Source organism: Oceanobacillus manasiensis (assembly GCF_000724085.1).
GTDB classification, from domain to species: domain Bacteria; phylum Bacillota; class Bacilli; order Bacillales; family Amphibacillaceae; genus Oceanobacillus_B; species Oceanobacillus_B manasiensis.
Genome location: NZ_CCDL010000001.1, coordinates 226,328 through 249,716, shown reverse-complemented (window position 1 = coordinate 249,716; position 23,389 = coordinate 226,328). Strand labels below are relative to the sequence as shown.

19 protein-coding genes are annotated in these 23,389 nt (G+C 39.5%); 12 read left to right on the top strand and 7 right to left on the bottom strand.

Annotated elements, in window-relative coordinates:
- Window positions 1-134: 134 nt before the first annotated feature.
- Complete coding sequence (locus tag BN985_RS01330) at window positions 135-365, bottom strand: hypothetical protein (RefSeq protein ID WP_042220634.1); 231 nt, start codon at window positions 363-365, stop codon at window positions 135-137.
- Between the two features lie 316 nt (window positions 366-681).
- Between BN985_RS01330 and helD the strand changes: the two genes are divergently transcribed.
- A complete protein-coding gene (gene helD, locus BN985_RS01325) occupies window positions 682-3,006 on the top strand; it encodes an RNA polymerase recycling motor HelD (RefSeq protein ID WP_042220633.1) in 2,325 nt (774 codons plus the stop codon).
- A 579-nt stretch (window positions 3,007-3,585) separates the two neighbouring features.
- Window positions 3,586-3,948, top strand: coding sequence for a hypothetical protein (locus BN985_RS01320; protein ID WP_232225513.1), 363 nt, complete (start codon window positions 3,586-3,588; stop codon window positions 3,946-3,948).
- Window positions 3,949-4,025: 77 nt separating this feature from the next.
- Here BN985_RS01320 and BN985_RS01315 read toward each other — a convergent pair whose 3' ends face one another.
- Window positions 4,026-5,606 carry a peptide chain release factor 3 gene (locus BN985_RS01315; protein WP_042220630.1) on the bottom strand — a complete coding sequence of 527 codons (1,581 nt, stop codon included), beginning with the start codon at window positions 5,604-5,606 and terminating at the stop codon, window positions 4,026-4,028.
- Between the two features lie 706 nt (window positions 5,607-6,312).
- Between BN985_RS01315 and BN985_RS01310 the strand changes: the two genes are divergently transcribed.
- From BN985_RS01310 to BN985_RS01285, 6 genes are all read left to right on the top strand, one after another.
- On the top strand, window positions 6,313-7,665 hold the full coding sequence (locus BN985_RS01310) for a cytochrome ubiquinol oxidase subunit I (RefSeq protein ID WP_042220629.1): 1,353 nt from the start codon (window positions 6,313-6,315) through the stop codon (window positions 7,663-7,665).
- Entirely contained in the window at window positions 7,662-8,675 is a 1,014-nt protein-coding gene (locus BN985_RS01305) for a cytochrome d ubiquinol oxidase subunit II (RefSeq protein ID WP_042220628.1), read from the top strand. The genes BN985_RS01310 and BN985_RS01305 overlap by 4 nt, the downstream gene beginning before the upstream one ends.
- Window positions 8,676-8,697: 22 nt before the next feature.
- Window positions 8,698-10,428, top strand: a complete 1,731-nt coding sequence (cydD, locus tag BN985_RS01300) for a thiol reductant ABC exporter subunit CydD (RefSeq protein ID WP_042220627.1) — start codon at window positions 8,698-8,700, stop codon at window positions 10,426-10,428.
- Window positions 10,428-12,137, top strand: a complete 1,710-nt coding sequence (cydC, locus tag BN985_RS01295; protein WP_042220626.1) for a thiol reductant ABC exporter subunit CydC — start codon at window positions 10,428-10,430, stop codon at window positions 12,135-12,137. The genes cydD and cydC overlap by 1 nt, the downstream gene beginning before the upstream one ends.
- A 214-nt stretch (window positions 12,138-12,351) precedes the next feature.
- Window positions 12,352-12,696, top strand: a complete 345-nt coding sequence (locus BN985_RS01290) for a PadR family transcriptional regulator (RefSeq protein ID WP_042220625.1) — start codon at window positions 12,352-12,354, stop codon at window positions 12,694-12,696.
- Entirely contained in the window at window positions 12,686-13,198 is a 513-nt protein-coding gene (locus BN985_RS01285; RefSeq protein ID WP_052360578.1) for a DUF2812 domain-containing protein, read from the top strand. The genes BN985_RS01290 and BN985_RS01285 overlap by 11 nt, the downstream gene beginning before the upstream one ends.
- A gap of 13 nt (window positions 13,199-13,211) precedes the next feature.
- Here the strand turns inward: BN985_RS01285 and BN985_RS01280 are convergent, their stop codons facing one another.
- The 4 genes from BN985_RS01280 to BN985_RS01265 all read right to left on the bottom strand — a co-directional run bounded on the left by BN985_RS01280 (window position 13,212) and on the right by BN985_RS01265 (window position 16,444).
- Window positions 13,212-13,787, bottom strand: a complete 576-nt coding sequence (locus tag BN985_RS01280; RefSeq protein ID WP_042220624.1) for a 5' nucleotidase, NT5C type — start codon at window positions 13,785-13,787, stop codon at window positions 13,212-13,214.
- Between the two features lie 9 nt (window positions 13,788-13,796).
- On the bottom strand, window positions 13,797-14,894 hold the full coding sequence (ribD, locus tag BN985_RS01275; protein ID WP_042220623.1) for a bifunctional diaminohydroxyphosphoribosylaminopyrimidine deaminase/5-amino-6-(5-phosphoribosylamino)uracil reductase RibD: 1,098 nt from the start codon (window positions 14,892-14,894) through the stop codon (window positions 13,797-13,799).
- The gene (locus tag BN985_RS01270; RefSeq protein ID WP_042220622.1) at window positions 14,887-15,642 is read right to left on the bottom strand and encodes a GTP cyclohydrolase II; all 756 of its coding nucleotides are present in this window, start codon (window positions 15,640-15,642) and stop codon (window positions 14,887-14,889) included. The genes ribD and BN985_RS01270 overlap by 8 nt, the downstream gene beginning before the upstream one ends.
- Window positions 15,643-15,853: 211 nt before the next feature.
- Window positions 15,854-16,444 (bottom strand): TetR/AcrR family transcriptional regulator, encoded by a 591-nt coding sequence (locus BN985_RS01265; protein WP_042220621.1) that lies wholly within the window; start codon window positions 16,442-16,444, stop codon window positions 15,854-15,856.
- A 153-nt stretch (window positions 16,445-16,597) separates the two neighbouring features.
- On the opposite strand from BN985_RS01265, the gene BN985_RS01260 reads away from it, so the two are divergent.
- The 4 genes from BN985_RS01260 (at window position 16,598) to BN985_RS01245 (ending at window position 22,099) form a co-directional block, all read left to right on the top strand.
- Entirely contained in the window at window positions 16,598-17,512 is a 915-nt protein-coding gene (locus BN985_RS01260) for an ABC transporter ATP-binding protein (protein ID WP_042220620.1), read from the top strand.
- Window positions 17,505-19,103: an ABC transporter permease gene (locus BN985_RS01255; protein WP_042220618.1), complete on the top strand. Its 1,599-nt coding sequence runs from the start codon at window positions 17,505-17,507 to the stop codon at window positions 19,101-19,103. The genes BN985_RS01260 and BN985_RS01255 overlap by 8 nt, the downstream gene beginning before the upstream one ends.
- A 91-nt stretch (window positions 19,104-19,194) precedes the next feature.
- The gene (locus BN985_RS01250; protein ID WP_042220617.1) at window positions 19,195-20,928 is read left to right on the top strand and encodes an ABC transporter ATP-binding protein; all 1,734 of its coding nucleotides are present in this window, start codon (window positions 19,195-19,197) and stop codon (window positions 20,926-20,928) included.
- Window positions 20,929-21,124: 196 nt separating this feature from the next.
- On the top strand, window positions 21,125-22,099 hold the full coding sequence (locus BN985_RS01245; protein ID WP_156960052.1) for a bile acid:sodium symporter family protein: 975 nt from the start codon (window positions 21,125-21,127) through the stop codon (window positions 22,097-22,099).
- 190 nt (window positions 22,100-22,289) lie between these two features.
- Here BN985_RS01245 and BN985_RS01240 read toward each other — a convergent pair whose 3' ends face one another.
- Window positions 22,290-23,288 (bottom strand): acrylyl-CoA reductase family protein, encoded by a 999-nt coding sequence (locus tag BN985_RS01240; RefSeq protein WP_042220614.1) that lies wholly within the window; start codon window positions 23,286-23,288, stop codon window positions 22,290-22,292.
- Between the last annotated feature and the right edge of the window lie 101 nt (window positions 23,289-23,389).

The window sequence follows — 23,389 nt, the reverse complement described above, 5'->3', positions numbered from 1 at the left end:
ATACCCGTTTTAGATGAAAGGAAAAACAGAGAGTGAAGGAAATTTAATATATTGTGTCTAGAAATAAGCTATATGATACTTATACTTAGTGAATGATTTTCACCAAACAAAAAAAGAACGCCCAGGGCGCTCCCTTATTTAAGAATTTTAGGTTTACCGAATTTCTCCAAAACCTCTTCCGTCGCTACGAAAAAGACGCCCATTAAAAAGATGAAAACTGCCCCCATGATTGTACCAATGCCAATACCGGTTATCGCACTGTAATCGCTTACGAAAAATCCATATAAAAAGATGACGATCCCAAGTGTAAGTACAGTTGCCCCTGCAATTTTAACGGCGTTTAACATTTTCTTGCCTGTTTTCATAGAAATCATCCTCCCTTAACTATATTATTCACCTTGTTCACAAAGTTGTCAAATAGTTTGTGTCAAAAATGTGAAATATATTTAGGGAGATGGAGTGAAGAATGTGAGCATTAAAAAAGCAGCGGGTACATCTCGCTACCATGTAAAAAGAATTATAAATAAAAGAAAGCAACTATTGCAGCCTACCCCAAATAGTGGTAAACTTAATTAGTTACTTGTTTTCTGTAATAATAATATATTATCTCCAAATATATTATATCATTACGAAAAAGTAAAGTCAACCATATTTATATTGTGAAGAATTGGAGTTGATTTAATGAGCGTGGGACCAAAGGATCGAGTGGAAGAACAAGAGAGGATTGACTATGTATTAAATGAGATCGGGAAGAAGGAGACAGCTTTATATTCTAAGGCAACAGGGTTAAAGGAAGACGTAATCGAACTAAGGAAAACTTTTTGGGATGATGTTACCGTTAACCTTGATGAGCCGGACGATATTATTGAAACAGAGGCTAGTATAAAGCAGCAGGCTGAATTTTTAGCGGAGAAAGAACGATTCCATGGAAAAATTGGGGAAGAGCTAAAAGTATTAAAGCGGATGAAAAAATCTCCTTATTTTGGTCGAATTGATTTTAAAGAAAACGGAGAAAACGAGGAAGATAAGCTCTATATTGGGATTTCCTCTTTTTTGGATCGTCAGGATGAAAATTTCCTTGTCTATGATTGGCGTGCACCTATTTCTAGTTTGTATTACGATTACACTTTAGGTGAGGCCTCTTATAATGCCATAGAAAGCACAATAAAAGGTGAAATTACATTGAAAAGGCAGTTTATTATACGAGAAGGCGTTCTGAAAGGTGTTTTTGATACCGGCTTAACTATTGGTGATGAAATGCTTCAGGAAGCGCTCGGCCATAATGCAAGCACAGATATGAAAAATATTGTAGCAACTATACAAAAGGAACAAAATAGAATCATTCGTGAAGAAAAAAGTAAGTTGTTACTTGTACAAGGGGTTGCGGGTAGTGGTAAAACTTCGGCCGCACTTCAACGTATTGCTTATTTGATGTATCGGTACAGGGAAGAGTTGCATCCGGAAAATGTAGTACTATTCTCACCAAACCCGTTATTTACTGGATATATTCGCAATGTACTTCCTGAATTAGGTGAGACGAATGTTAGACAAACGACTTTCCTGGAGTACTTAAGAGAGGGAATTGGAGAAAAGTTTACTGTGGAGTCTCCTTTTGAACAGATGGAATATGTGCAGACAAAGGAAGGTAGTGATGGCTACGATACCCGCTTGAGTAGCATGCGATATAAGGCCACATTAGACTTTAAAAAAGTGATTGACTTCTATGTAGAAAAATTACGGAAGAATGGGATGCAATTTAAAAATATTTCCTTCCGTGGCGAGATACTCATTTCTCGAGAGGATATTAGCAACTATTTTTATTCGCTTGATGAAGCAATTTTACCTTCTAATAAAATGGAGCTTGTTGCTAAATGGCTAGTAAATGAGTTAAAGTCATTCCAGAAACAAGAAGTGAAAAAAGATTGGGTAATGGAAAAGGTTGAATTGCTTGATAAAGAGGCCTATTTGAAAGCCTATTATAAAGCTCAAAAGTTAGATGAAGATATGTTTGTAAATGAAGAGAAAATATTACGCAGAGCAGTTGTTAGTAAAATGTTTGGATCTTTGCGTAAGCAGATAGAAAATCTAGAATTTGTGAATGTTGAAAAGAGCTTTAAACAACTGTTTACGACAAAAGAGATGCAGAAGACCCCGAAGAACTGGGAAGCGATCTGTGAGTTAACGATTCATGATCTGGAGAATAACCACTTAACATGGGAAGACGCAGCTCCATACCTCTATTTTAAAGGAAAACTTATTGGTGATAAGCAGGAACGTGCTGTACGTCAGTTGTTAATTGATGAAGCCCAGGATTACTCATCTTTTCAATTTGCTTTTATAAGACATCTTTTCCCATACACTCGCATGACGTTACTCGGGGACATTAATCAGGCTATTTATGTAGATGTAACAAAGGAGAACCCTCTTTTGCCTGGTATACAAGAGTCTGAACATGAACGAATTACGCTCACGAAAAGCTACCGATCGACTAAACAAATTACCAAGTTTACGAAAAGCTTTGCACCTGGGGAAGAAAAAATTGAAGCCTTTAATCGGGATGGTGACAAACCGAAGCTAGTTCGTCTATCTGATACAAACCAACAATCGCGTGCCATTCTCTCCGAAAGAGCAGCTTATTTGGAAAAAGGGCATGAAATGATTGCAGTTATCTGTAAAACAGTAGAGGAGACAGGGCGTGTATACGAGGAATTAAAAGAAGATGTACCTGTTAAACAAATAACGGAAGAAACATATGGATTCTCAAAAGGGTTCATTGTGCTGCCTGTATATTTGGCTAAAGGCATTGAGTTTGATGCCGTCATCATTCCTGATGGTTCATCTAAACACTATAAGGAAAAAGATAGAACGCTGTTTTATACGGCGTGCACAAGAGCAATGCATGATCTAACGGTGATATCCAGCGGTGGAGAACCTTGTCACTTTATCGATGAGGCAGACGGAAACACGTACAACATTGTAGATGACGAAGGCACCTTAAATAATTAGCAGTTGAATTCTAGGTTAAAAGACCGAATTGGTGTGATTTGGTCTTTTATATTTCCTGCATTCAGGGTAAGTGTATATCTGTTGGTATTAGTAGATTGTAGTTCTAAGTTTCGATAGCCAACTGGTGACAATAAAATCTGTATGTAAATGCGTCCTCTGAACTAAACACCTTTACGGCCCAATTTCCTTATGCATTTCGGTCCATCCTTTCTTTGCTAAATGGTAATATTTGGGGGTGTTAAGAGGGTGCTTCTGCATACCTAATTGTTCGGGTTGATGTTATGATTATCAAGGGCTCGATACAGTGGATTACCCTTGGACATCTTTAAAGCAGTAAAGTGTGAGATGTGTTCAAGGGAATGGAAAAAAACCTCTATGCAACTAAAAGACACTGGTCCAACAAAATAGAGATGAAGAAGTTATAAAACTTATATGCAGGGCAAAGTGAAGTTCATCCGTTTTATGAAGTCTCGAACAGATTAGAATTAGAAGTCCTTCATTCACTCTATCAAAAACAAAACAAACCTTCAGTTGCAATAGATTGGAAAAAAGAGAGGAAAAGTGATGGAGAAATACGAAATGAAAATTTACAAGGACGTGCTATTTTTTAAGTATAATGAAATGGCCGAAACTGTAGAAGAAGCACAGCGGCAGGCGATGGAAGTGAAGCGCATATTAAGTCAGCCTAATGTTACTAAATTTTTAAACGATAATAGCGCCATACAGAATGTTGCAACACGTGAGGTAAACGAAGTATGGGGTGAATTAATGAGCTGGATAGGTAGCAATATCGACAAAACTGCTACCATTGCAACTAATGTGACGTGGAAAGAACAGCTAAACCGTATATCTAAAAGTGCGGGTGCCTACGATTCGGTCCGTGCCTTTTCAAGCTTAGAAGAATCGCTAGAATTCCTTGAGATTCCTGATTTTAAAGTGTAGTATCAGCATCAACATCAAAAAAGGGCTGCCCATTTGTTGTCATACAAAGAGGCAGCCCTTTTAGTGTAAATAAAACGCTATTGATTATATTGATTTGATTCAAATAGGTCGATAAGATCCACCTTTGGATACTTATCATGAAACCAATTTAATGCAAAGTCGTTTTTAAACAGTGCAACATAGTTGCCTTCTCGATCTTGCACAAGCATACTACGTTCATCGAAAATAGATGGGTCTATTTGATCTTCTTTTAACCACCTAGGAATACGTTCACCGATCGACTCCAACATCACCTCAGTATTATATTCCGCTAACATTCTATGCTTGAAAACGTCATATTGCAATTCGCCAACTGCTCCAATAATTCGTGCGTCATTACGGTGCCCTTTAAATAATTGAATCGCACCCTCTTGGACAAGCTGTTCAATACCTTTGTTAAATTGTTTTCCCTTCATTACATTCTTTGCCGTTACCTTTTTATATAATTCTGGAGGAAATTGGGGTAGTTCATCATAGTCAAATTGTTTTTTGCCAGTAAGGAGAGTGTCCCCAATGCGATAAATATTAGGGTCGTATATACCGATAATGTCCCCCGCATAACCTTCTTCAACAGTATCTCTTGATGAAGCAACAAATTGCTGGGTCTGGGAAAGTTTAATCACTTTATTAGACCTTGCAAGTTTAACGCTCATACCTCGTTCAAATTTCCCTGAGCAAATACGAAGAAATGCTACACGATCACGGTGTGCCGGGTTCATGTTTGCCTGGATTTTAAATATAAAACCAGAAAATGCTTCATCATCAGGCTGAATTGGCCCCTCTGTAGATTTTCTTGGAACAGGTGCAGGAGCCATGGAAATAAACGTATCAAAAAATGTTTGGACGCCAAATGGAGCGAGAGCACTTCCGAAAAATACAGGCGTTTGGTCACCGGACATGATAGCATCCATTGAATAAGAGTCGCCAGCTTCATCAAGCAATTCTAGTTCCTCTTCAGCATGCGTATAGCTGGAATGTGTACGAAGATTCGCATGTTCCTCATTGTTTAGCTCGTCATAAGGGATCACAGTCTCCTCTTCATTTCCGTTAAATTGGATAAACTGTTTCCCCTGGCGATCAAAAATGCCGAGAAATTGTTTCCCCATTCCTACAGGCCAGTTCATTGGATATGTTTCAATATCAAGTAATTCCTCTATCTCTTCCATTAATTCTAGTGGTTCCCTGCTTTCACGGTCGAGTTTATTAATGAACGTAAATATAGGGATGCCACGCATGCGGCAAACTTTAAAGAGCTTTTTGGTCTGCGCTTCAATCCCTTTTGTTGCATCAATAATCATGACAACACTATCAACTGCTGTGAGTGTTCGGTATGTGTCCTCACTAAAGTCTTCATGCCCAGGGGTATCTAAAATGTTTACTTGGTAATCTTTATATGGGAAATTCATAACACTGGATGTGACTGAGATACCGCGTTGTTTTTCTATCTCCATCCAGTCAGAGGTAGCGAATTTACCAGATTTCTTTCCTTTAACAGTACCTGCCGAACGAATCAAATTGCCAAATAGAAGCAATCTTTCCGTTAAGGTTGTTTTTCCCGCATCTGGGTGGGAAATGATGGCAAAGGTCCGTCTTTTCTGCACTTCATCATGTATGCTCATATATAAAATCCCTTCTTTGATATAGTTTTTATCCCGGTGCAACCGTCCGTAAGATGTCCCACTTTAAAACATGAAGTGAAAGTGGGAGTAAATGGACGCTAACACCCCGATTCGTTCCACTTACAACCAGTGGGGGAACAAAAAAACCCTCCACTGATTGAAGTTTCACTTTATTTGAGTACTTTTGACGAGGGATTATTTACATTGGATGATTCTCCTTTTACTAATCTTTTTATATGATAGCAAACCATGCTGCTGTTTCACAAGACTGGCCTCCAGAATGAAATGATAGAGAAAGGAGCATTCAGTCTTTGGTGTGTAAAGTTTAGTCAAACGGGTTAAAATACAAACGATTGAGTGTTGCACTAGAAAAGTGTGTGGAAGTCAATCACTCGTATCGATTTTCCACTTGTAGATAACCGAACCACCAATCAATTCAAGGTGTAGAGTGTATGATAAAAGGGTACATGGTTAAAGATAAAAACAGCTTGTTAGCATGGGCTGTGAAGAATGTCACGTAATTGTCATTAGAAGGTTCTCGTATAAGCGTAAGGTTGCGTTATAATGGAGAAGTACACCAATTAATGATTTTTATATACCATGCTTACTTGCTGGCATTATGCTTGTGAGCTTTTAAATAAATGATAGTTTGATCAGTACTGAGCAAACTATTTTTAATGTATTTTCCAATCAGGGGGGTTTACGCATGTTTGAGTTGGATCCGGTTTTGATGAGTCGATTGATCACGGCAATGACACTCATTTTCCATATTATATTTGCAACGCTTGGCGTTGGTGTTCCATTACTTATTTGTATTGCTGAATTTATTGGCGTTAAAAAGAATGACGAGCATTATCGTATGCTAGCAAGAAGGTGGACACGAGGATTCGTTATTACCGTAGCTGTAGGTGTTGTAACTGGTACCGCTATCGGATTGCAACTATCGCTGGTTTGGCCTAATTTTATGCAGCTTGCTGGTAATGTTATTAGTCTGCCTTTATTTATGGAAGTATTCGCCTTCTTCTTTGAGGCAATCTTTTTAGGGATTTATCTTTATACATGGGATCGATTTAAAAATCCACTGACCCACTGGTGGTTTTCTATACCAGTTGTTATCGGTGGTGCGTTATCTGCATTCTTTATTACGACTGTAAATGCATTTATGAATACACCGGATGGCTTTACCATGGAAGATGGGCAATTTACAAGTATTAATCCGGTTGCAGCTATGTTTAACCCAGCTACCACTTCCAAGGTATTACACGTACTAGGTTCTTCTTATTTAACTGTAGCTGCGATTCTTGCTTCAATTGCAGCCTTTAGTTTGCTAAAGAAAAGGCAATCTGAATATCATAAAAAAGCATTAAAACTGACCATGACACTGGTCTTTGTATTTTCTATCGTAACAGCTCTTGCTGGAGATATATCTGCAAAGTTCCTAGCTGAGCATCAACCAGAAAAGCTAGCAGCTGCAGAGTGGCATTTTGAAACGGAAGAAGGCGCAGATCTTGTGCTTTTCGGCTGGTTAAATAACGAGGACAACCCCATTGGAGCAATACGGCTTCCAGGTCTTCTTAGCTTTTTAGCTCATGGGGACTTTGAAAGTGAAGTGACGGGTCTAAATGAATTTCCAGAGGACGAAAGACCACCACTTTGGGTGCATTATATGTTTGACTTTATGGTTATGATTGGTATGTTTTTGATCGCTGTTTCCTTGCTCTATATTATCGTTAGCAGAATAAAGAAATGGGATGAACATAACAAATGGATGATTCGTCTTTTATTCCTGTCTGGTCCTCTTGCCATGCTGGCAGTTGAATTTGGTTGGATCTACGCTGAAGTTGGGAGACAGCCATGGATTTTGCGTGGCTATATGACAGTAGATGAAGCGGCCACACGATCACCACAGATTGGGCTTATGTTCTTCTTCTTCCTAGCTCTTTATATTGTTCTTGGTACATTATGTGTCATCGTACTTCGCAAGCTCTTTAAAGGAAAACCAGCAGAGGAAGAGTTGGAGAAAAAGTACCCGACTATTGAAGAGGGGGATAAAGAATGAGCTATGAAATAATAGGAATTACCGCCTTGTGGATCTTTTTGTATGGATACCTGATCGTAGCATCGGTTGATTTTGGAGCCGGATTCTTTGCCTACTATGCGAAGGTTACAGGGAATGACCATATTATAAATAAGCTAATATCACGTTATCTTTCACCTGTTTGGGAGGTAACCAATGTGTTCTTTGTGTTTTTCTTTGTTGGAATCGTTGGTTTCTTCCCAGATTCGGCCTATTATTATGGTACAGCTTTGCTTGTGCCAGGTAGTATTGCGATTATTCTATTGGCCATCCGTGGTTCTTTCTACGCATTTGAAAACTATGGATCAAAGCAAAGTAATGTCTATATGTTTTTGTATGGGGCCACTGGCTTACTCATACCGGCGTCCCTTTCTACAGCTATGACCTTGTCAGAAGGGGGATTTATCACAGAAATCAATGGTACTGTCTCTCTTGATTATCTTGCATTATTTACAAGTCCATACTCATGGAGTGTGGTATTTCTCGCACTTGTTTCGGTGCTGTACATTAGTGCAACCTTTCTTGTCTATTACGCAGCGCGGGCAGATGATCAAAAGGCATTACAACTGGTTAGAAAGTATGCCTTGTTTTGGGCTACACCTACCATTGTCGCCTCTCTAACGACATTTATCGCCCTAGGACAGCATAATCCAGAGCATTATGACAAAATGCTTGATTTATGGTGGATGTTCGGTTTATCTGTGGCATTCTTTATGATAGCGATGTGGCTGGTCTATATTGGGAAATACTATGGTTGGGCATTTATTAGCGTAATGTTGCAGTTTTTCTTCGCATTCTTTGGTTATGGTGCAAGCCATTTGCCTTATATTCTATATCCTTATATAAATATCTATGACAGTGTAACCTATGAATCTACAGCAATTGCACTTATTATTGTCTTTATTGCCGGGCTCTTACTATTAATACCTTCATTGATCCTATTAATGCGTTTGTTCCTGTTCAATGCCGATTATGTAAAAGGTAAAAAATAAGCTCCGATTGGAGATAACCCGCATGGATATGTTAAAAGAAGTTATAAAACAACAAAGAAAACGAATGGCCTTACTGGTGTTATTTGCTCTAATTGCCGGTACGATGGTTATTGCCCAGGCGTATCTTCTGGTCACAGTAATTGAGGATGCCTTTTTGGGAAATGCCGATTTGCGTGATGTACTACCATTACTAGGCATCCTCCTGCTTGTATTGCTATTTAGAACAGGATCTACCTATTTAAATGGACGTATAGGGATTAAAATGGGAGCTAGTGCTAAGAGTGATTTTCGCCAATCTTTGCTTCATCAATACAAGGTAATTCCAGTTCAATCCTCTGTTAAAGGGCAGTCTGGAGGAAAAGTGAGTATCTTAATGGATGCGGTTGATGAGGTGGAGAGCTATTTTAGTTCCTATATTCCGCAGGTTATTCAATCAAGCCTCATTCCACTGCTTATTCTAGTTGTGGTATTTACACAACATTTAAATTCAGGCCTCATTATGATTATAACCGCCCCATTTATACCAATTTTCATGATTATCATTGGAATGCAGACACAGAAAAAATCAGAAGAGCAGCTGGACAAGCTTGCATCATTTTCTGGTGGGTTTCTTGATACATTGCAGGGATTAACCACACTTAAGCTTTTTGGTCGTGCCCGTAAACAAACTCAAACAATTGAAAAGAGTAGCTTAGGTTTCCGAGATGCTACGATGGAAATTCTGAAGGTCGCTTTCACTTCTTCTTTTATGTTAGAGCTCATCTCAATGCTCAGTATCGGAATTATTGCGTTAGAAATTGCCTTGCAACTTATTTTATTCGACGGAATCACGTTTTTTGTAGGATTTTTAATTTTAATCCTGGCGCCAGAATTCTACACTTCTCTTAAAGAATTAGGTAGTGCTTTTCATAATGGACAGAGTAGTATCGGGGCTGCGAAGAAAGTCGCTGAGGAGCTTACAGAATCCGACAAGGTGATAAATTGGGGCGACAAAACGTTTCCACAAAGTCATACACCTCCTCATTTAGAATTAAAGGATGTAGGATTTAGCTATGGTAAAAGTGGATTTAACCTTACGGGTATAGAGACAACGATCAAACCCTATGCCTCGATTGCGATTGTTGGTAAAAGTGGTTCAGGAAAATCGACATTATTGCATATGCTTGCAGGACTGTTACCATTATCGACTGGAGATATCATTGCAGATGGAGGTCCATTAAGCGATTATCAGGAAGCCGAGTGGTTTAGTAAACTGAGTTATATTTCCCAGCATCCTTATATTTTTTCAGGTACGTTAGCTGAAAATGTAGCAATTGGCGCAACAGGTGATGTTACTAGGGAAGCTATTCAAGCTGCTGTAGAGCAGGCAGGCATCATGGATCTAGTGCAAACATTGGATAAAGGATTGGATACACCTGTTGGAGAAGCGGGAAGAGGGCTTTCTGGTGGGGAAAAACAACGTCTTGCATTGGCTAGAGCTTTCCTGAAACAGCCTTCCCTGATCCTGTTTGATGAACCAACAACAGGCCTAGACTTAAAGACAGAACGAATCTTACAAAAGTCCATTGAAAAACTGACAGAGAATGCAACCATCATAACGGTTGCACATAGACTTCATACCATTAAGAACGCTGATCAGATTCTTTTTCTGGAGGATGGACAGTTAGCTGGTAAAGGAACACATGCTGAGCTTGTTGCTAGTCTCCCAGCCTATGCAGCAATGGTATCCGTACAGCAGGGAGGAACTGCCTAATGAAGGACTTAGCTATCGTTACAAAATTAATGATGTCTGAAAAAAGGGATATTCTAATATCTATATTGGTAGGATTCATAGCGGGAATTGCAGGGGTTGGCCTTTTTGCCGCAAGTGGTTATCTGATTTCCAAGGCTGCACTTGCTCCGCCTTTATATGCGTTAATTGTATTAACTTCAACAGTAAAACTTCTTGGGTTTACAAGGGCTTTAACCCGTTATGCCGAACGGTATTTCTCCCATCGGGCGACCTTTACTATCTTAAGTAATTTGCGAGTATCCTTCTTTGAAAAAATAGAACCGCTCGCTCCGGGTATTTTTCAAAAGTACCGTAGTGGTGATTTGCTTGCAAGGATCGTGGGAGATATCGAAAGCCTGCAAAACTTCTTTTTACGTGTCTTTTATCCACCAATTGTTCTTGCTTTAGTATTCCTGAGCACCATTTTTTTCACCGCATTTTTTTCCCTTTATGCAGCACTTGTCTTATTTTTGGGGCTTATTTTGACAGGATTTGTGGTCCCTGCTATTTTTGCGATAAAACAGAGAAAAATTGATCAAGATGTACGGGAAAATCGATCGGATCTTTCGACAGAAGTTACGGAGTATCTTTATGGATTTCGGGATTTAAAAATATATCAACAGCTTGATACAAGAGAATCACAGCTGTTAAGCGCTTCTGATAAGTATATTCAGGAGCAAGAAATAGAAGGAATAAATAAACTGTTTAGCCAGTCATTGAATACGCTTGTTTCCCATGTTATTACAGCTATTGTGCTTGGGCTAGGTGTATACTTAATTGCCAATGGTAGCTTGGAAGGCTTGTTGCTCGCAATGCTTGTCATGATTTCCATCACTGTTTTTGAGGATGCTTCCCCAATGGCTGCATTCCCAATCTATTATCATGACAACCAAAGAGCCGCGCGACGGTTGTTTCAAGTAGTCAAACAGGATACTAATACTAAGAAAGAAAATCTAGCTTCTCTTCCTGAAACAGTACCTTCTGTATGCATGGATGAGGTTACATTTTCCTTTGAGGATCAGGGTAGACCGACTTTAAGAAATGTAAGTTTTGAATTGAAAAAGGGAAGCAAAACGGCGATTGTTGGACCGAGTGGATCTGGTAAATCAACAATCCTTCAACTTCTTCTAAAGCTATACGAACCAAGTAGGGGAGACATAAAGTTAAACGATGTACCTTTGGCGACGTCTAACAAGGAATCAATTTGGAATATAGCCAATGTTGTATTACAGGATAATCATTTCTTTTTCGGTACCATAAAAGACAATTTATTACTGGCCGGGGATGACCTAACAGATGAGCAACTAAATGAGGCATTGCAGAAGGTTATGTTAGATAGGTTTTCCCTGTCTGATAACGTACTTGAAAAAGGTGCTAATCTTTCTGGAGGCGAAAAGCAACGTCTCGCCATAGCCAGGGCATTACTTAAGAAGGGAAAACTATGGCTGCTGGATGAGCCAACCTCTTCTGTGGATGCACTAACGGAAAAAAATGTCCATGAAAGAATACTGGAAGAAGCGGAAAACGATACGCTTATTCTTGTTAGCCATCGTCTGGCTGGGATGGAAAAGATGGATCAAATCCTCGTTATGGACCAAGGGCAACTGATAGAATCAGGATCCTACCAAGAACTGATGAATAAAAAGGGTTATTTTTATGAGATGAAAGAAATTGAGCGCAACTTGTTATAAGCTAATGGGAAAGCCCGGGAATCTGGGCTTTTTTGTTTGCATTCTTTTCTTGTGGTGCTTGTTATGTGTATGGACACAAGGGGGAGTGTGATATTCGACCAAACTAGCTAGGAATCAACAGAAAAATTGGTTACATTGCCCTTGAATTAAAGTTCATCACATGCTATTATATCGATATACGATACATCGGAGATCGATGTAATGAGGTGAGCAAATGAAGCGACCAGAGGAATTTTTACCATTATCTCAGGCGACATACTATATATTATTATCACTACGCATGGTCCGCCACGGTTATGGCATTATGCAGGATGTAGAGGAAATCAGTCAAGGTGAAGTGAAAATGGGTCCCGGGACGTTATATGGTGCTTTAGGCAAATTGGAAAAGCAACAAGTTATACAGAAGGTTACCGTGGAATCAGATGAACGCAGAAAATACTATGCCCTTACAGAACTGGGGAAACAGGTTTTGCAGAAAGAGTATATAAGGTTAACATCCTTAGTAAACAATGCAACAGGTATAATTGAGAGGTTGGAGGTTGAAGAAGATGGGTATTAAGAAATTTCGTCTATTTCTTGCTTCAGGATTGGAAAAAGAAGAGCAATGGCTCACAGAAATGTCTGCAAAAGGGCTGCATATGAAAAAATACAAACTAGGTTTTTATACGTTTGAAGAAGATGAAAACAAATCGTTTGTTTACCAAATAGATTTTCAGAGGCTTGCAACAGATGATTATATTCAACTTTATGAAGATGCTGGATGGGACTATGTTGATCATTCAATTGGATTGTTCCACTATTTCCGTACGGATGCTTCAATCGAATCGGTTCCTAAAATTTATTCTGACTATGAATCGGTTAGGGAGTCGTATAAAGGTATGTTACGGTTTTACATGATTCTTTTCACAATTTTGTTGTTATCTCAGTTAGGTGGATTGCTTACATGGAAGTGGGGCGGTTTGCAAATCTTCACCATGTCACTTGCTGGTGCTGTCGTAGTCCTTTATATTTATATGCTTATCGCGCTTAAGCGAAAGATTAATTTTTATAAAAGAAATTGAAAGTAGGCATTCACTATGGATGCCTGCTTTCAATTAACGGAATAAACTCTTTCCATTCATCTAATCGAGTTGCTGATGTGAATTCTCGGTTATAAGATTGGTCTTTGATAACTAATGTTGTTGGTTCTGCATGTAATGTTTCTAAAACTGCAGGCTTATCATCCACATAATAATCGAGCTGCAGATTTTGAATGATGTTTATTTTCTCATGATCATTCATGCCATAGAAGAAGTTCTCATCATCAATAGGGAAACCTTTCTCCTTCATCCACGATTTCGTTCGTTCACCGTGGGCTTTAGGCCGTGCTGTAATGTAATAGATAGTATGCCCTTTCTCTTTCAGCTCGTTTAGAACCTCAATAGCTCCTGAGAACGCGGGGCAATCCGTATAATAAATTGCTTCTAAAGATTGCTCCCACATTGCTTTTCCTTCTTTATCATTTAACCCGAAAGGTTCATGGATTTCAACCCGCTTAAGGGAGTGAAACGCTTCAAAAGGGATCTGCTTTCCAAGCTTTTTATTATATAAATGAAAGGCATGAACTCGTAGATCAATTAATGTATCATCAATATCGAAACCAAATTTCATCCATATCCCTCAGTTCTTACGACTATAGGCTGGGTAGCCAGTGATTTTCAGATCTTTCCCAATTGTTTCCACTTGGAGATCTTTTAGATCGGTGGCATCTTGCATTTTTTCCACACCTGTTCCTCCAAGAAAAGAAGGAGCATTCTGACCGCCAACTAGCTTTGGTGCCATGTATACGATTAGTTTGTCGACAAGCTGATGCTCCATGAAAGTTGCATTAATGGTAGCCCCTGCTTCGATGAGGAGGGAAGAAATGCCATTTTCACCAAGGTAGTTCAATACATCTTCTCCTTGAAGGAAATCACCTTCAAGGAGAATAATACGAACTCCTCGTGCCTCAAGCAGACCTCTTTTTTTCTTATTATAACGGCTTGTTGTAAACACCCAAGTTTCCGCTAGATGATCCGCTACAAGCTGATGGTCTAGCGGGATTTTTAATGTAGAATCCAAAACAATTCTAATTGGGTTCTTCCCATTTGGGATGCGAGCAGTTAAAGCGGGATCATCCTGGAGAACAGTGTTTATTCCAGTAAGGATGGCCATGTTCTCATGACGCAGACGGTGTACATCAGTGCGGGCTTCCTCTGACGTGATCCATTTACTGCTTAAAGCATGTGTAGCAACCTTCCCATCGAGTGTAGCGCCTACTTTCATTGTCACAAATGGACGTTGTGCCACGATGTATTTATTAAACACCTCATTCATTTGTATGGATGCTTGTTCACAAATCCCTGTGACTACCTCAATACCTGCCTTTTCTAAGATGGCGACACCATTCCCGGAAACGACTGGATTAGGGTCGAGTGTGGCGATGACTACTTTTGCTATTCCTGCCTTAACAATGGCCTCAGCGCAGGGCCCTGTTCTGCCATGGTGAGAACATGGTTCGAGAGTAACATACATTGTAGCTCCTTCCGCATGTTCTCCAGCCATACGAAGTGCGTGAATTTCTGCATGCGGTTCTCCAGCTTTTAAGTGGCTTCCTATCCCTACTATACGGCTTCCGTTTACAATCACAGACCCTACCAGAGGGTTAGGGTCTGTTTGGCCTTTCATTGCTTTTGCTTGGTTTAATGCCATTTCCATAAAGTGTGCATGATCAGTCATTTAAGCACGTTCCTTCTGCTTCCATATGCCCTGATTTTGACACCTTTGTTTGCAAATATTTCTTATTGTACTCCGAGACATCTCCCCAAAGTGGTGTTCTGCCTGAAATAGGAAGTCCTGCTTTTTCTAATGCTTCCATTTTTTTCGGGTTGTTTGTAATGAGAGTTACTGCTTTACTGCGTAATTGCTTTAATACATCGATTGCATCTTCATAGTTTCGAGTATCATTTTCAAATCCGAGCTGTTCATTTGCTTCTACAGTATCATAGCCACTCTCCTGCAGAAGATATGCCATAGCTTTGCTAAATAGTCCGATTCCTCGACCCTCGTGATTTGCCAAATAAAAAAGGGCTCCTGCACCATTGTCCTTAATACGTTTCATCGATTCTTTCAATTGAAACCCACAATCACAACGTTTACTGCCAAAAATGTCTCCAGTGTGGCAGATAGAGTGCATTCGGATGAGGGCTTCTTCTGCATTTGCAAAATCACCATAAACAAGTACGCTTGACTGCTGGTATTCAGCGAGATTAGAAGATGCAAGCTTTTCAATGATATGGCTATAATCTTCTGTTACTTCATCCTGGCTAAGCCAACAATACCATTGAAATACGGTGGTTTCCCCATATAAATTAACGGGCAATTGGATGGGCCCTACTAAGTAAGTTGCTTTATTTCTCTGTTTAATAAGCTGTATTTTATCTTTCAGTATTGTAAATGCTTCGTGATCATGCTTTATTTCTTTCATCACTAAAACTCCTTCCACTCTCAATTAGTATAATGAAATTTAAGTTAGGTATCAATTTTCTATTACTGTCTATTTATTATTATATGTGTAAGGAGGGGAGCCCGTATACGCTAGAAACTTCCTCTTTAATTCGGTAGGAACCCACAGGTTATTGCTATTATCAAATCTTTTTTCCATCATTGGAATTTCACTTTATTAAAAAAAGAGAGGATTATTTATCCACTCTTTTGCCAACTATGCCGTAATACAAAATATGCATGATATCTTCAGTCATTGGTAAAATCTTACTATATACGTCCTTTTTTTGGAGATGCTCATTCATCATTTGAATATAGAAAAGAATGGCTTCATTAGAGATGGTGGGGTCAACATAGCCTTCGGACTTCCCTTCGTCAAAAAAACGCATCATTTTAGGTATAGCTTCATTCGTGACCAATTTCTCCATATAACCATCTCCAGCAGTATATGCTTTCATAAAATGTTGATAAAAATTTTCATGGATGCTATCTGCTGATTCTTTTTTGTTGAAAATTAATTTCTCTATTTTCTTGGGAAAGGGAAGGTCACTTTTCAGTACAGCATCTGACTCCTGCCAAACCTGGTCTACATAGTAATGGATAACTTCTTCAACTAATCTTTCTTTATTTTTAAAATAATTGTAGATTGTAACCTGTGAGACCTTTGCTTTTGTGGCTATCTCATTCATGCTAACTTTTTGTACCCCAAATTCCATAAATAAACGTAATGCAGCATCTAATATGCTTTGCTTTTTACGTTCTCGACGTCGTTCAAATCCGTCCATTTGTTTCACCTCTCTTAAAGTGTATAAAAAAATATGTAATAAAACAATGAATATATTTCATAAGTTATTGCAAAGTAGCTTTGTATTATATATTATGAACTATATAACAATAAATATTTCATAATTTTGCAGGGAAAGGGAGGGCAAGGGATTATGTCTATAATTGAAGTGAAAAATGTTACGAAGCAATTTGGAAAGTTTACAGCATTAGATGGGGTTGATATGCAAGTGAATAAAGGGGAGGTTTACGGTTTTATTGGACCTAATGGGGCTGGAAAATCAACTACCATTCGTATTTTGTTGGGGATTATAAAGGCATCAAAAGGCTCTGTGCAGATCTTCGGAAAAGATGCTTGGCAGGAAGCTGTGTCTATTCATGAACGAATTGCCTATGTACCTGGGGATGTGAATCTTTGGCCGAATTTAACCGGGGGAGAGGTAATAGATCTCTTTACAAAGCTTCGGGGGAAGGTTGATAAAGGACGTAGAGAGGAATTAATGGAGCGCTTTGAGTTGGATCCTACGAAGAAGTGCAGAACGTATTCAAAAGGAAATAGGCAAAAGGTAGCACTTGTATCTGCTTTTGCCTCGGAAGCGGACTTGTATATTTTGGATGAACCAACGTCAGGACTCGATCCTTTAATGGAGCGTGTTTTTCAGGAATGTGTTCTAGAAGCAAAAGATGCAGGCAAAAGTGTTTTACTATCAAGCCATATCCTATCAGAAGTGGAGAGACTATGTGACCGTGTTGGGATTATTCGTCAGGGTAAAATGATCGAGAGTGGCTCGATGTCAGAATTACGCCATCTGACAAGGACCAACTTGCTTGTCCAGACCAAACAGACAATGGGTGATTTGGGCAAGATAGAGGGTGTTCACGATTTAGAGGAAAAGGAGGGAGCTTTTTCTTTTCAAGTAGATTCTGAGAAGCTGGACGGTGTAATAAGGTATCTTAGCTCATTTGGTATTGAGAAGCTGGAGAGCGCGCCTCCTAATTTGGAAGACTTGTTTATGAGACATTATGAAGGAGACAGAGAGCCAATGAGGGAGGGCGAACAAGATGCTTAGTGGGAGAGGAACAACAACTCTTCTTCGCTTTTTAGTGAGAAGAGATCGAATACGAACTCCTGTGTTTGGCTCTTTGCTTATTCTGATTACGTGTATGACCACTGTTGCTTTAGCCAATTTATATAATTCTAGTGATAGCAGACAGACAATGGCCGAAACGATGGTAAACCCAGCCATGACAGCAATGCTTGGAAAGGGATATGGGTTGGAAAACTATACGATAGGGGCGATGATGGCACATCAAATGCTACTCTTCACAGTCATCGCGATGGCAATTATGAATATTTTACTCGTAGCGAGACATACGAGGGCAGATGAGGAGGAAGGTAGAGTTGAGCTTATTCGGTCTTTGCCTTCTGGTAGGTTGGCCAATTTATATGCAACCCTTATTCTCGCTTTCTTAACTAATATGGTGATTGCAATTCTTACTGGATTAGGACTGTATGCTCTTGGTATTGAAAGTATGAATTTAGAAGGATCCCTACTTTATGGGGCAGCATTAGGGGCGGCGGGTTTTTTCTTTGCTACCGTTACTTCCATTTTTGCTCAGCTTTCAGAAAACGCACGTGGCACAATTGGACTATCCTTTACGTTGTTAGGAATTTCCTACCTGATACGCGCGGTAGGAGACGTTAGCAATGATGCTCTTTCTATGGTTTCTCCACTTGGTTGGATCCTAGGTTCAGAAGTTTATGTAACAAACAAGTGGTGGCCAATAGTCATAACATTAACCTTTTCTGTGTTACTCATGATCGTATCGTGTGTGTTGTATAGTAAACGTGATCTTGGGGCAGGTCTCCTTCCAACAAAACCTGGGAAAAGAAATGCCTCGGCTTCTTTACTGAGCCCATTTGGTTTGAGTATTCGACTACAAAGAACTGGGCTAATTTCTTGGGCAGTAGGGATGTTTATATTAGGAGCTTCCTATGGTTCTGTATTGGGAGATTTGGATTCCTTTTTTGTTGAAAACGAGATGTTTCAGCAATTGCTTAATCCAGAAAACGGTCATTCTTTAACAGAACAGTTTCTTACCATGATGATGTCTGTTCTTGCGATGGTTAGTACGATACCAGCGTTGATGTCTGTTAACAAACTTGTAGGCGAAGAGAGAAAGGGCCGCGTAGAACTTCTATTAAGTAAAAAGGTTTCCCGAAATAGGCTACTCGGTAGTGCCCTTGTTTTATCAACCATTGTAAGTTTTATTATGTTGTCACTGACAGCACTTGGTCTATGGACTGCAGGAAATCTATCAATGGAGAACGGGATGGATTTTTGGAACGTTTATAGTGCGGCAATTGTTTACTTGCCTGCCGTCTTGCTTATAGTAGGTTTCGGGATTTTAATTATAGGATTGCTTCCAAGGGTAACGATCGCTGGCTGGATTTATCTCATGTTTTCATTTTTCGTCGTCTACCTTGGCGGCTTATTAGAGTTTCCAGAATGGCTTAGCGGTATTTCACCATTTGGCCAAATACCTGAGCTCTTAGTGGAGAAAAGGAATTATCTGCCAGTTTTCATAGTGACTGTATTAGCGGGCCTTTGCGTTGTTGTAGGGTTTGTAGGGTACAACAAGCGTGATATTCAAGCATAAAAGGTGATGGAGTATTATCTAAACTAGCTATTGGCCATCTGCCTGGTCTATAATTAAAGCAGTAAGAATGGATAGGCAGGGTGATATATATATGAAGGAAGATAAAAGCAATATAAAAGATTTTTATGCTCTAATGACATCAACCAAAATTCCCAAGATGGCATTAACAATTGGATTAATCGGCAGTGTGCTAACGACGCTAGTTGGTTTATCTATTCCTATACTTACAAGGGAACTGGTTGATGGTTTTTCAGTGGAATCTTTAAGCTGGTTCCTAATTGTGGCAATTGGGGTGGTTTTCATCCTGCAAGCCGTAATAGATGGGGTGTCCACCTACTTGCTAGCAATGGTTGGACAGCGAATTGTTGCTAGTTTGCGGGAAAGAATGTGGAGGAAGCTGATTCGTATGCCTGTTAGTTATTTTGACAAAACAACGAGTGGCGAATCGGTAAGCAGGGTCGTAAACGATACAGGAATAGTAAGAGAATTGATCTCCACTCACTTTCCGCAGTTTATTACAGGCATCATTTCCATAATCGGCGCGGTGATCATCTTGCTTATTATGGACTGGGAAATGACATTGATCATGCTGATCTCCGTACCTGTTACGATAGCTATTATGGTACCACTTGGCAGCAAGATGGCTAAGATCTCAAGAGGGTTGCAAGATGAGACGGCTACTTTTACGGGAGCTATCCAACAGACACTTAGTGAAATTCGCTTAATGAAATCCTCAACAGCCGAGGGGTTTGAAGAGAAGAAAGGCGTAGCCGGAATCCATAATTTATTTGCCTTCGGATTGAAAGAATCCAAGATATTTGCCTTAATAGGTCCACTTATGTATCTCATTATTATGGTTGTCGTAGTGGTTATTATCGGGTACGGCGGAATCCGTGTAGCTGACGGGACTATGTCAACAGGTTCATTGGTTGCTTTCTTACTTTATCTGTTTCAAATTGTAATGCCGGTTACCTCGTTTGCGATGTTTTTCACACAGTTACAAAAGGCAAAGGGAGCCACTGAAAGAATACAACACATACTAAATCTGTCTGAAGAAAAAGGACAGGATGGTAAACAAATACAGGTCACAGACCAATCCCTTTCATTCGAAAATGTTTCTTTCTCCTATAATGAGAAAGAGCCTGTTTTGAAATCAATTAGCTTTGTTGCACGGCCTGGTGAGATGATTGCATTTGCGGGCCCAAGCGGTGGAGGAAAAACAACATTGTTTGGTTTAATCGAACGATTCTATGAACCTATAGAGGGTGAAATAAAGGTAGGGGAGACATCCATTCAAGATTTATCTCTCCACACATGGCGAAGTCAAATAGGCTATGTTTCCCAGGAAAGTGGCATGATGGCAGGTACAATTCGAGAAAACCTTACCTATGGGCTGGAACAGCCATTAGAAATTCCTGATGATAGGCTATGGGAGGTTGCAAAAATGGCTTATGCTGATCAGTTTATCAAGGAGTTTTCTGAGGGGCTTGATACAAAAGTTGGTGAGCGTGGTATCAAACTTTCGGGTGGTCAGAAACAGCGGATAAATATTGCACGTGCCTTCTTACGTGACCCGAAAATTCTCATGATGGATGAGGCAACTGCAAGCCTTGATAGTCATTCGGAAATCGTTGTTCAGCAAGCTTTAAGCCGTTTAATGGAAGGGCGGACAACATTTGTGATTGCCCATCGCTTATCTACAATCGTAGATGCGGATAAGATTATCTTTATAGAAGGTGGTAGTATAACCGGAAGTGGTACACATCAGGAGTTAATCTCTAGTCATGCATTATATCGTGAATTTGCAGAGCAGCAATTGTCATAATAAAAAATCCACACTTGGCTTATCTTTTAGCTAATGGTGGATTTTTTATATAGTATTTTCCACAGTTTCGTTCCCTAACATAGGTAGAGAATTACCTTAGAACAGTCGTTTTCAAAATGTTAGTATAATTTACTGTTTAAAATATTCTTAAATTATTATATAATTTCTAATTATGCATCTTAGAGGGGGAGATATATTGAAAGCTTTAGAAAGAGTTAGTAGTTTTGTAGGAAATACATTTGCGATTTGGGTAGTATTATTTGCGGTATTATCTTTTATTGTTCCTTCAGGTTTTACGTGGCTAGCAGCCTATATTACACCATTACTAGGTATCATTATGTTCGGTATGGGGCTTACACTATCAGCGAGTGATTTTAAGGAAGCTTTTAAACGTCCGAAAGAGGTTGCAATAGGTGTAGCTGGCCAGTTTTTAATCATGCCATTGCTCGCCTTCGCGCTCGTGACGATCTTACCTGTCTCCCCAGAAGTTGCAGTAGGGGTTATTTTAGTTGGATGTTGTCCTGGTGGAACTTCATCAAACGTCATGACCTATTTATCTAAAGGAGATACTGCGCTCTCTGTGTCAATTACTGCAGTTTCTACTATTCTGGCACCTATCTTAACACCAGCTCTTATATACCTTTTTGCCAGCCAGTGGTTAGAAGTATCTGCTGGGTCTTTATTTGTATCTATCGTACAAATTGTCTTAGTACCTATTTTACTAGGTTTGCTCGTTAAAGCTTTGTTAAAAGATAAAGTAGAAGCAGGTGTAAAAGCCATTCCCCTAGTATCTGTTATTGGTATTGTTGCCATTGTGACAGCAGTAGTGAGTGTAAACCAAGATCAAATAGCAAAAACCGGGCTACTTATTTCGCTAATAGTTGTATTACATAATACATTAGGTTATGTAGTTGGTTATGGACTTGGAAAAATGATGAAAATGGATCCGAAGCAACAAAAAGCCGTTTCGATAGAAGTTGGTATGCAAAACTCCGGTCTTGGTGCAACCCTAGCAGCTGCCCATTTTAATCCATTATCTGCCGTTCCAAGTGCGATCTTTAGTGTATGGCATAATATTTCAGGCCCTATCATAGCTACAATTTACCGTAAACTACAGGAAAAAGAAGAAGATAGTAAGAAAAGTAAAGGGGCCAAGACAAAAGTAATATAGATCTAGTTCAATCCGTCTATGATTAAGTATTCGTTAATCAGGATTGATTTTAGAGTGAACTAATAATATTAACTTAAAGAAGCCGAGCGATGATGAATCGCTCGACTTCTAAATCTATACTATTCGATAAGGGGACATATTTTATCCCGCCTCGACTGGCAGTAAAACCCCCACCAAATGAAGTTTCACTTTATTCTGTTCCATCAAGCTTTACGATTGTTCGGCCACGCACACGACCTTCTAGAATTTCTTGTAGCGTATTTTCTACTTCATCTAGTGTAATTTCATTCACCACTTCTTCATTTAGGTGTGCTGGCTTTAAGTCATCTGCAAGCCGATCCCATACTTTTCTTCGTAAGTCCATTGGACATTGTACAGAATCAATGCCAAGCCAATTCACACCTCTCCCGATAAATGGAAGTACGGTTGTCTTTACCTCGACACCACCAACTAATCCTGAAGTAGCGACAGATCCATGTTGTTTTAAGGTGCTTAAAATATATTGCAAGGTTGAACCACCTACAGGGTCCACTGCTGCTGCCCAGCGTTTTTTTCTTGTTGGAGTGCCATCATCGTCTGTAACTTCATCTCTAGAGATAATTTCCTTTGCTCCGAGCTTCTCTAGGTATTCCTTTTCACTGGAAGACCCAGTACTTGCTGTTACGTCATAACCTTTTTTCGCAAGCATATCAACAGCCAGACTCCCAACACCGCCTGTGGCGCCTGCTACTAATACAGGGCCGTGTGAGGTGGAGAGTCCATTATCTTCTAAACGTTGCACGGATAAAGCGGCAGTTAGCCCCGCAGTTCCCAGGATCATGGCTTCCCTTAAGGTAAGGCCGTCTGGTAATGGTACGACCCATTCTTTTGGTACACGTGCTACTTCACTAAAGCCACCATGATGTCCTGTACCCAGTTCGTAGCTCGTGACAATCACCTTATCCCCAGACTTGTACGAATCATCGCTAGACTCAATGACGGTACCCGCAAGGTCAATTCCCGGAATGTGAGGGAAGGATTTAACCATTTGGTGTTGAACGCCTACAATGGCATCTTTATAGTTAACACTGGAGTATGCAACCTGAATCGTTACGTCTCCTTCTGGTAGATCTTGCATTCTTTGCTTTTTAACAGATAGTGATGCTTCATCGTTTTCTTTTGTTAAAACTAATGCTTTAAAATTATCCACTTTAAAACACTTCCTTCCTCTAATTTAATACGAACCTTAAAACCTTTATATTCCCTCATATAAAAAATGTAAAACATTGCAAGAAAAAAAGTCCAGTAATA

Excerpts from the sequence above, each read along its gene's own strand:
- ribD (WP_042220623.1), bottom strand. The coding sequence starts at position 14,894 with ATGACTGATCATGCACACTTTATGGAAATGGCATTAAACCAAGCAAAA.
- cydC (WP_042220626.1), top strand. The coding sequence starts at position 10,428 with ATGAAGGACTTAGCTATCGTTACAAAATTAATGATGTCTGAAAAAAGG.
- BN985_RS01250 (WP_042220617.1), top strand. The coding sequence starts at position 19,195 with ATGAAGGAAGATAAAAGCAATATAAAAGATTTTTATGCTCTAATGACA.
- BN985_RS01265 (WP_042220621.1), bottom strand. The coding sequence starts at position 16,444 with ATGGACGGATTTGAACGACGTCGAGAACGTAAAAAGCAAAGCATATTA.
- BN985_RS01260 (WP_042220620.1), top strand. The coding sequence starts at position 16,598 with ATGTCTATAATTGAAGTGAAAAATGTTACGAAGCAATTTGGAAAGTTT.
- BN985_RS01305 (WP_042220628.1), top strand. The coding sequence starts at position 7,662 with ATGAGCTATGAAATAATAGGAATTACCGCCTTGTGGATCTTTTTGTAT.
- BN985_RS01290 (WP_042220625.1), top strand. The coding sequence starts at position 12,352 with ATGAAGCGACCAGAGGAATTTTTACCATTATCTCAGGCGACATACTAT.
- BN985_RS01285 (WP_052360578.1), top strand. The coding sequence starts at position 12,686 with ATGGGTATTAAGAAATTTCGTCTATTTCTTGCTTCAGGATTGGAAAAA.
- helD (WP_042220633.1), top strand. The coding sequence starts at position 682 with ATGAGCGTGGGACCAAAGGATCGAGTGGAAGAACAAGAGAGGATTGAC.
- BN985_RS01315 (WP_042220630.1), bottom strand. The coding sequence starts at position 5,606 with ATGAGCATACATGATGAAGTGCAGAAAAGACGGACCTTTGCCATCATT.
- cydD (WP_042220627.1), top strand. The coding sequence starts at position 8,698 with ATGGATATGTTAAAAGAAGTTATAAAACAACAAAGAAAACGAATGGCC.
- BN985_RS01330 (WP_042220634.1), bottom strand. The coding sequence starts at position 365 with ATGAAAACAGGCAAGAAAATGTTAAACGCCGTTAAAATTGCAGGGGCA.
- BN985_RS01320 (WP_232225513.1), top strand. The coding sequence starts at position 3,586 with ATGAAAATTTACAAGGACGTGCTATTTTTTAAGTATAATGAAATGGCC.
- BN985_RS01255 (WP_042220618.1), top strand. The coding sequence starts at position 17,505 with ATGCTTAGTGGGAGAGGAACAACAACTCTTCTTCGCTTTTTAGTGAGA.
- BN985_RS01270 (WP_042220622.1), bottom strand. The coding sequence starts at position 15,642 with ATGAAAGAAATAAAGCATGATCACGAAGCATTTACAATACTGAAAGAT.
- BN985_RS01310 (WP_042220629.1), top strand. The coding sequence starts at position 6,313 with ATGTTTGAGTTGGATCCGGTTTTGATGAGTCGATTGATCACGGCAATG.
- BN985_RS01280 (WP_042220624.1), bottom strand. The coding sequence starts at position 13,787 with ATGAAATTTGGTTTCGATATTGATGATACATTAATTGATCTACGAGTT.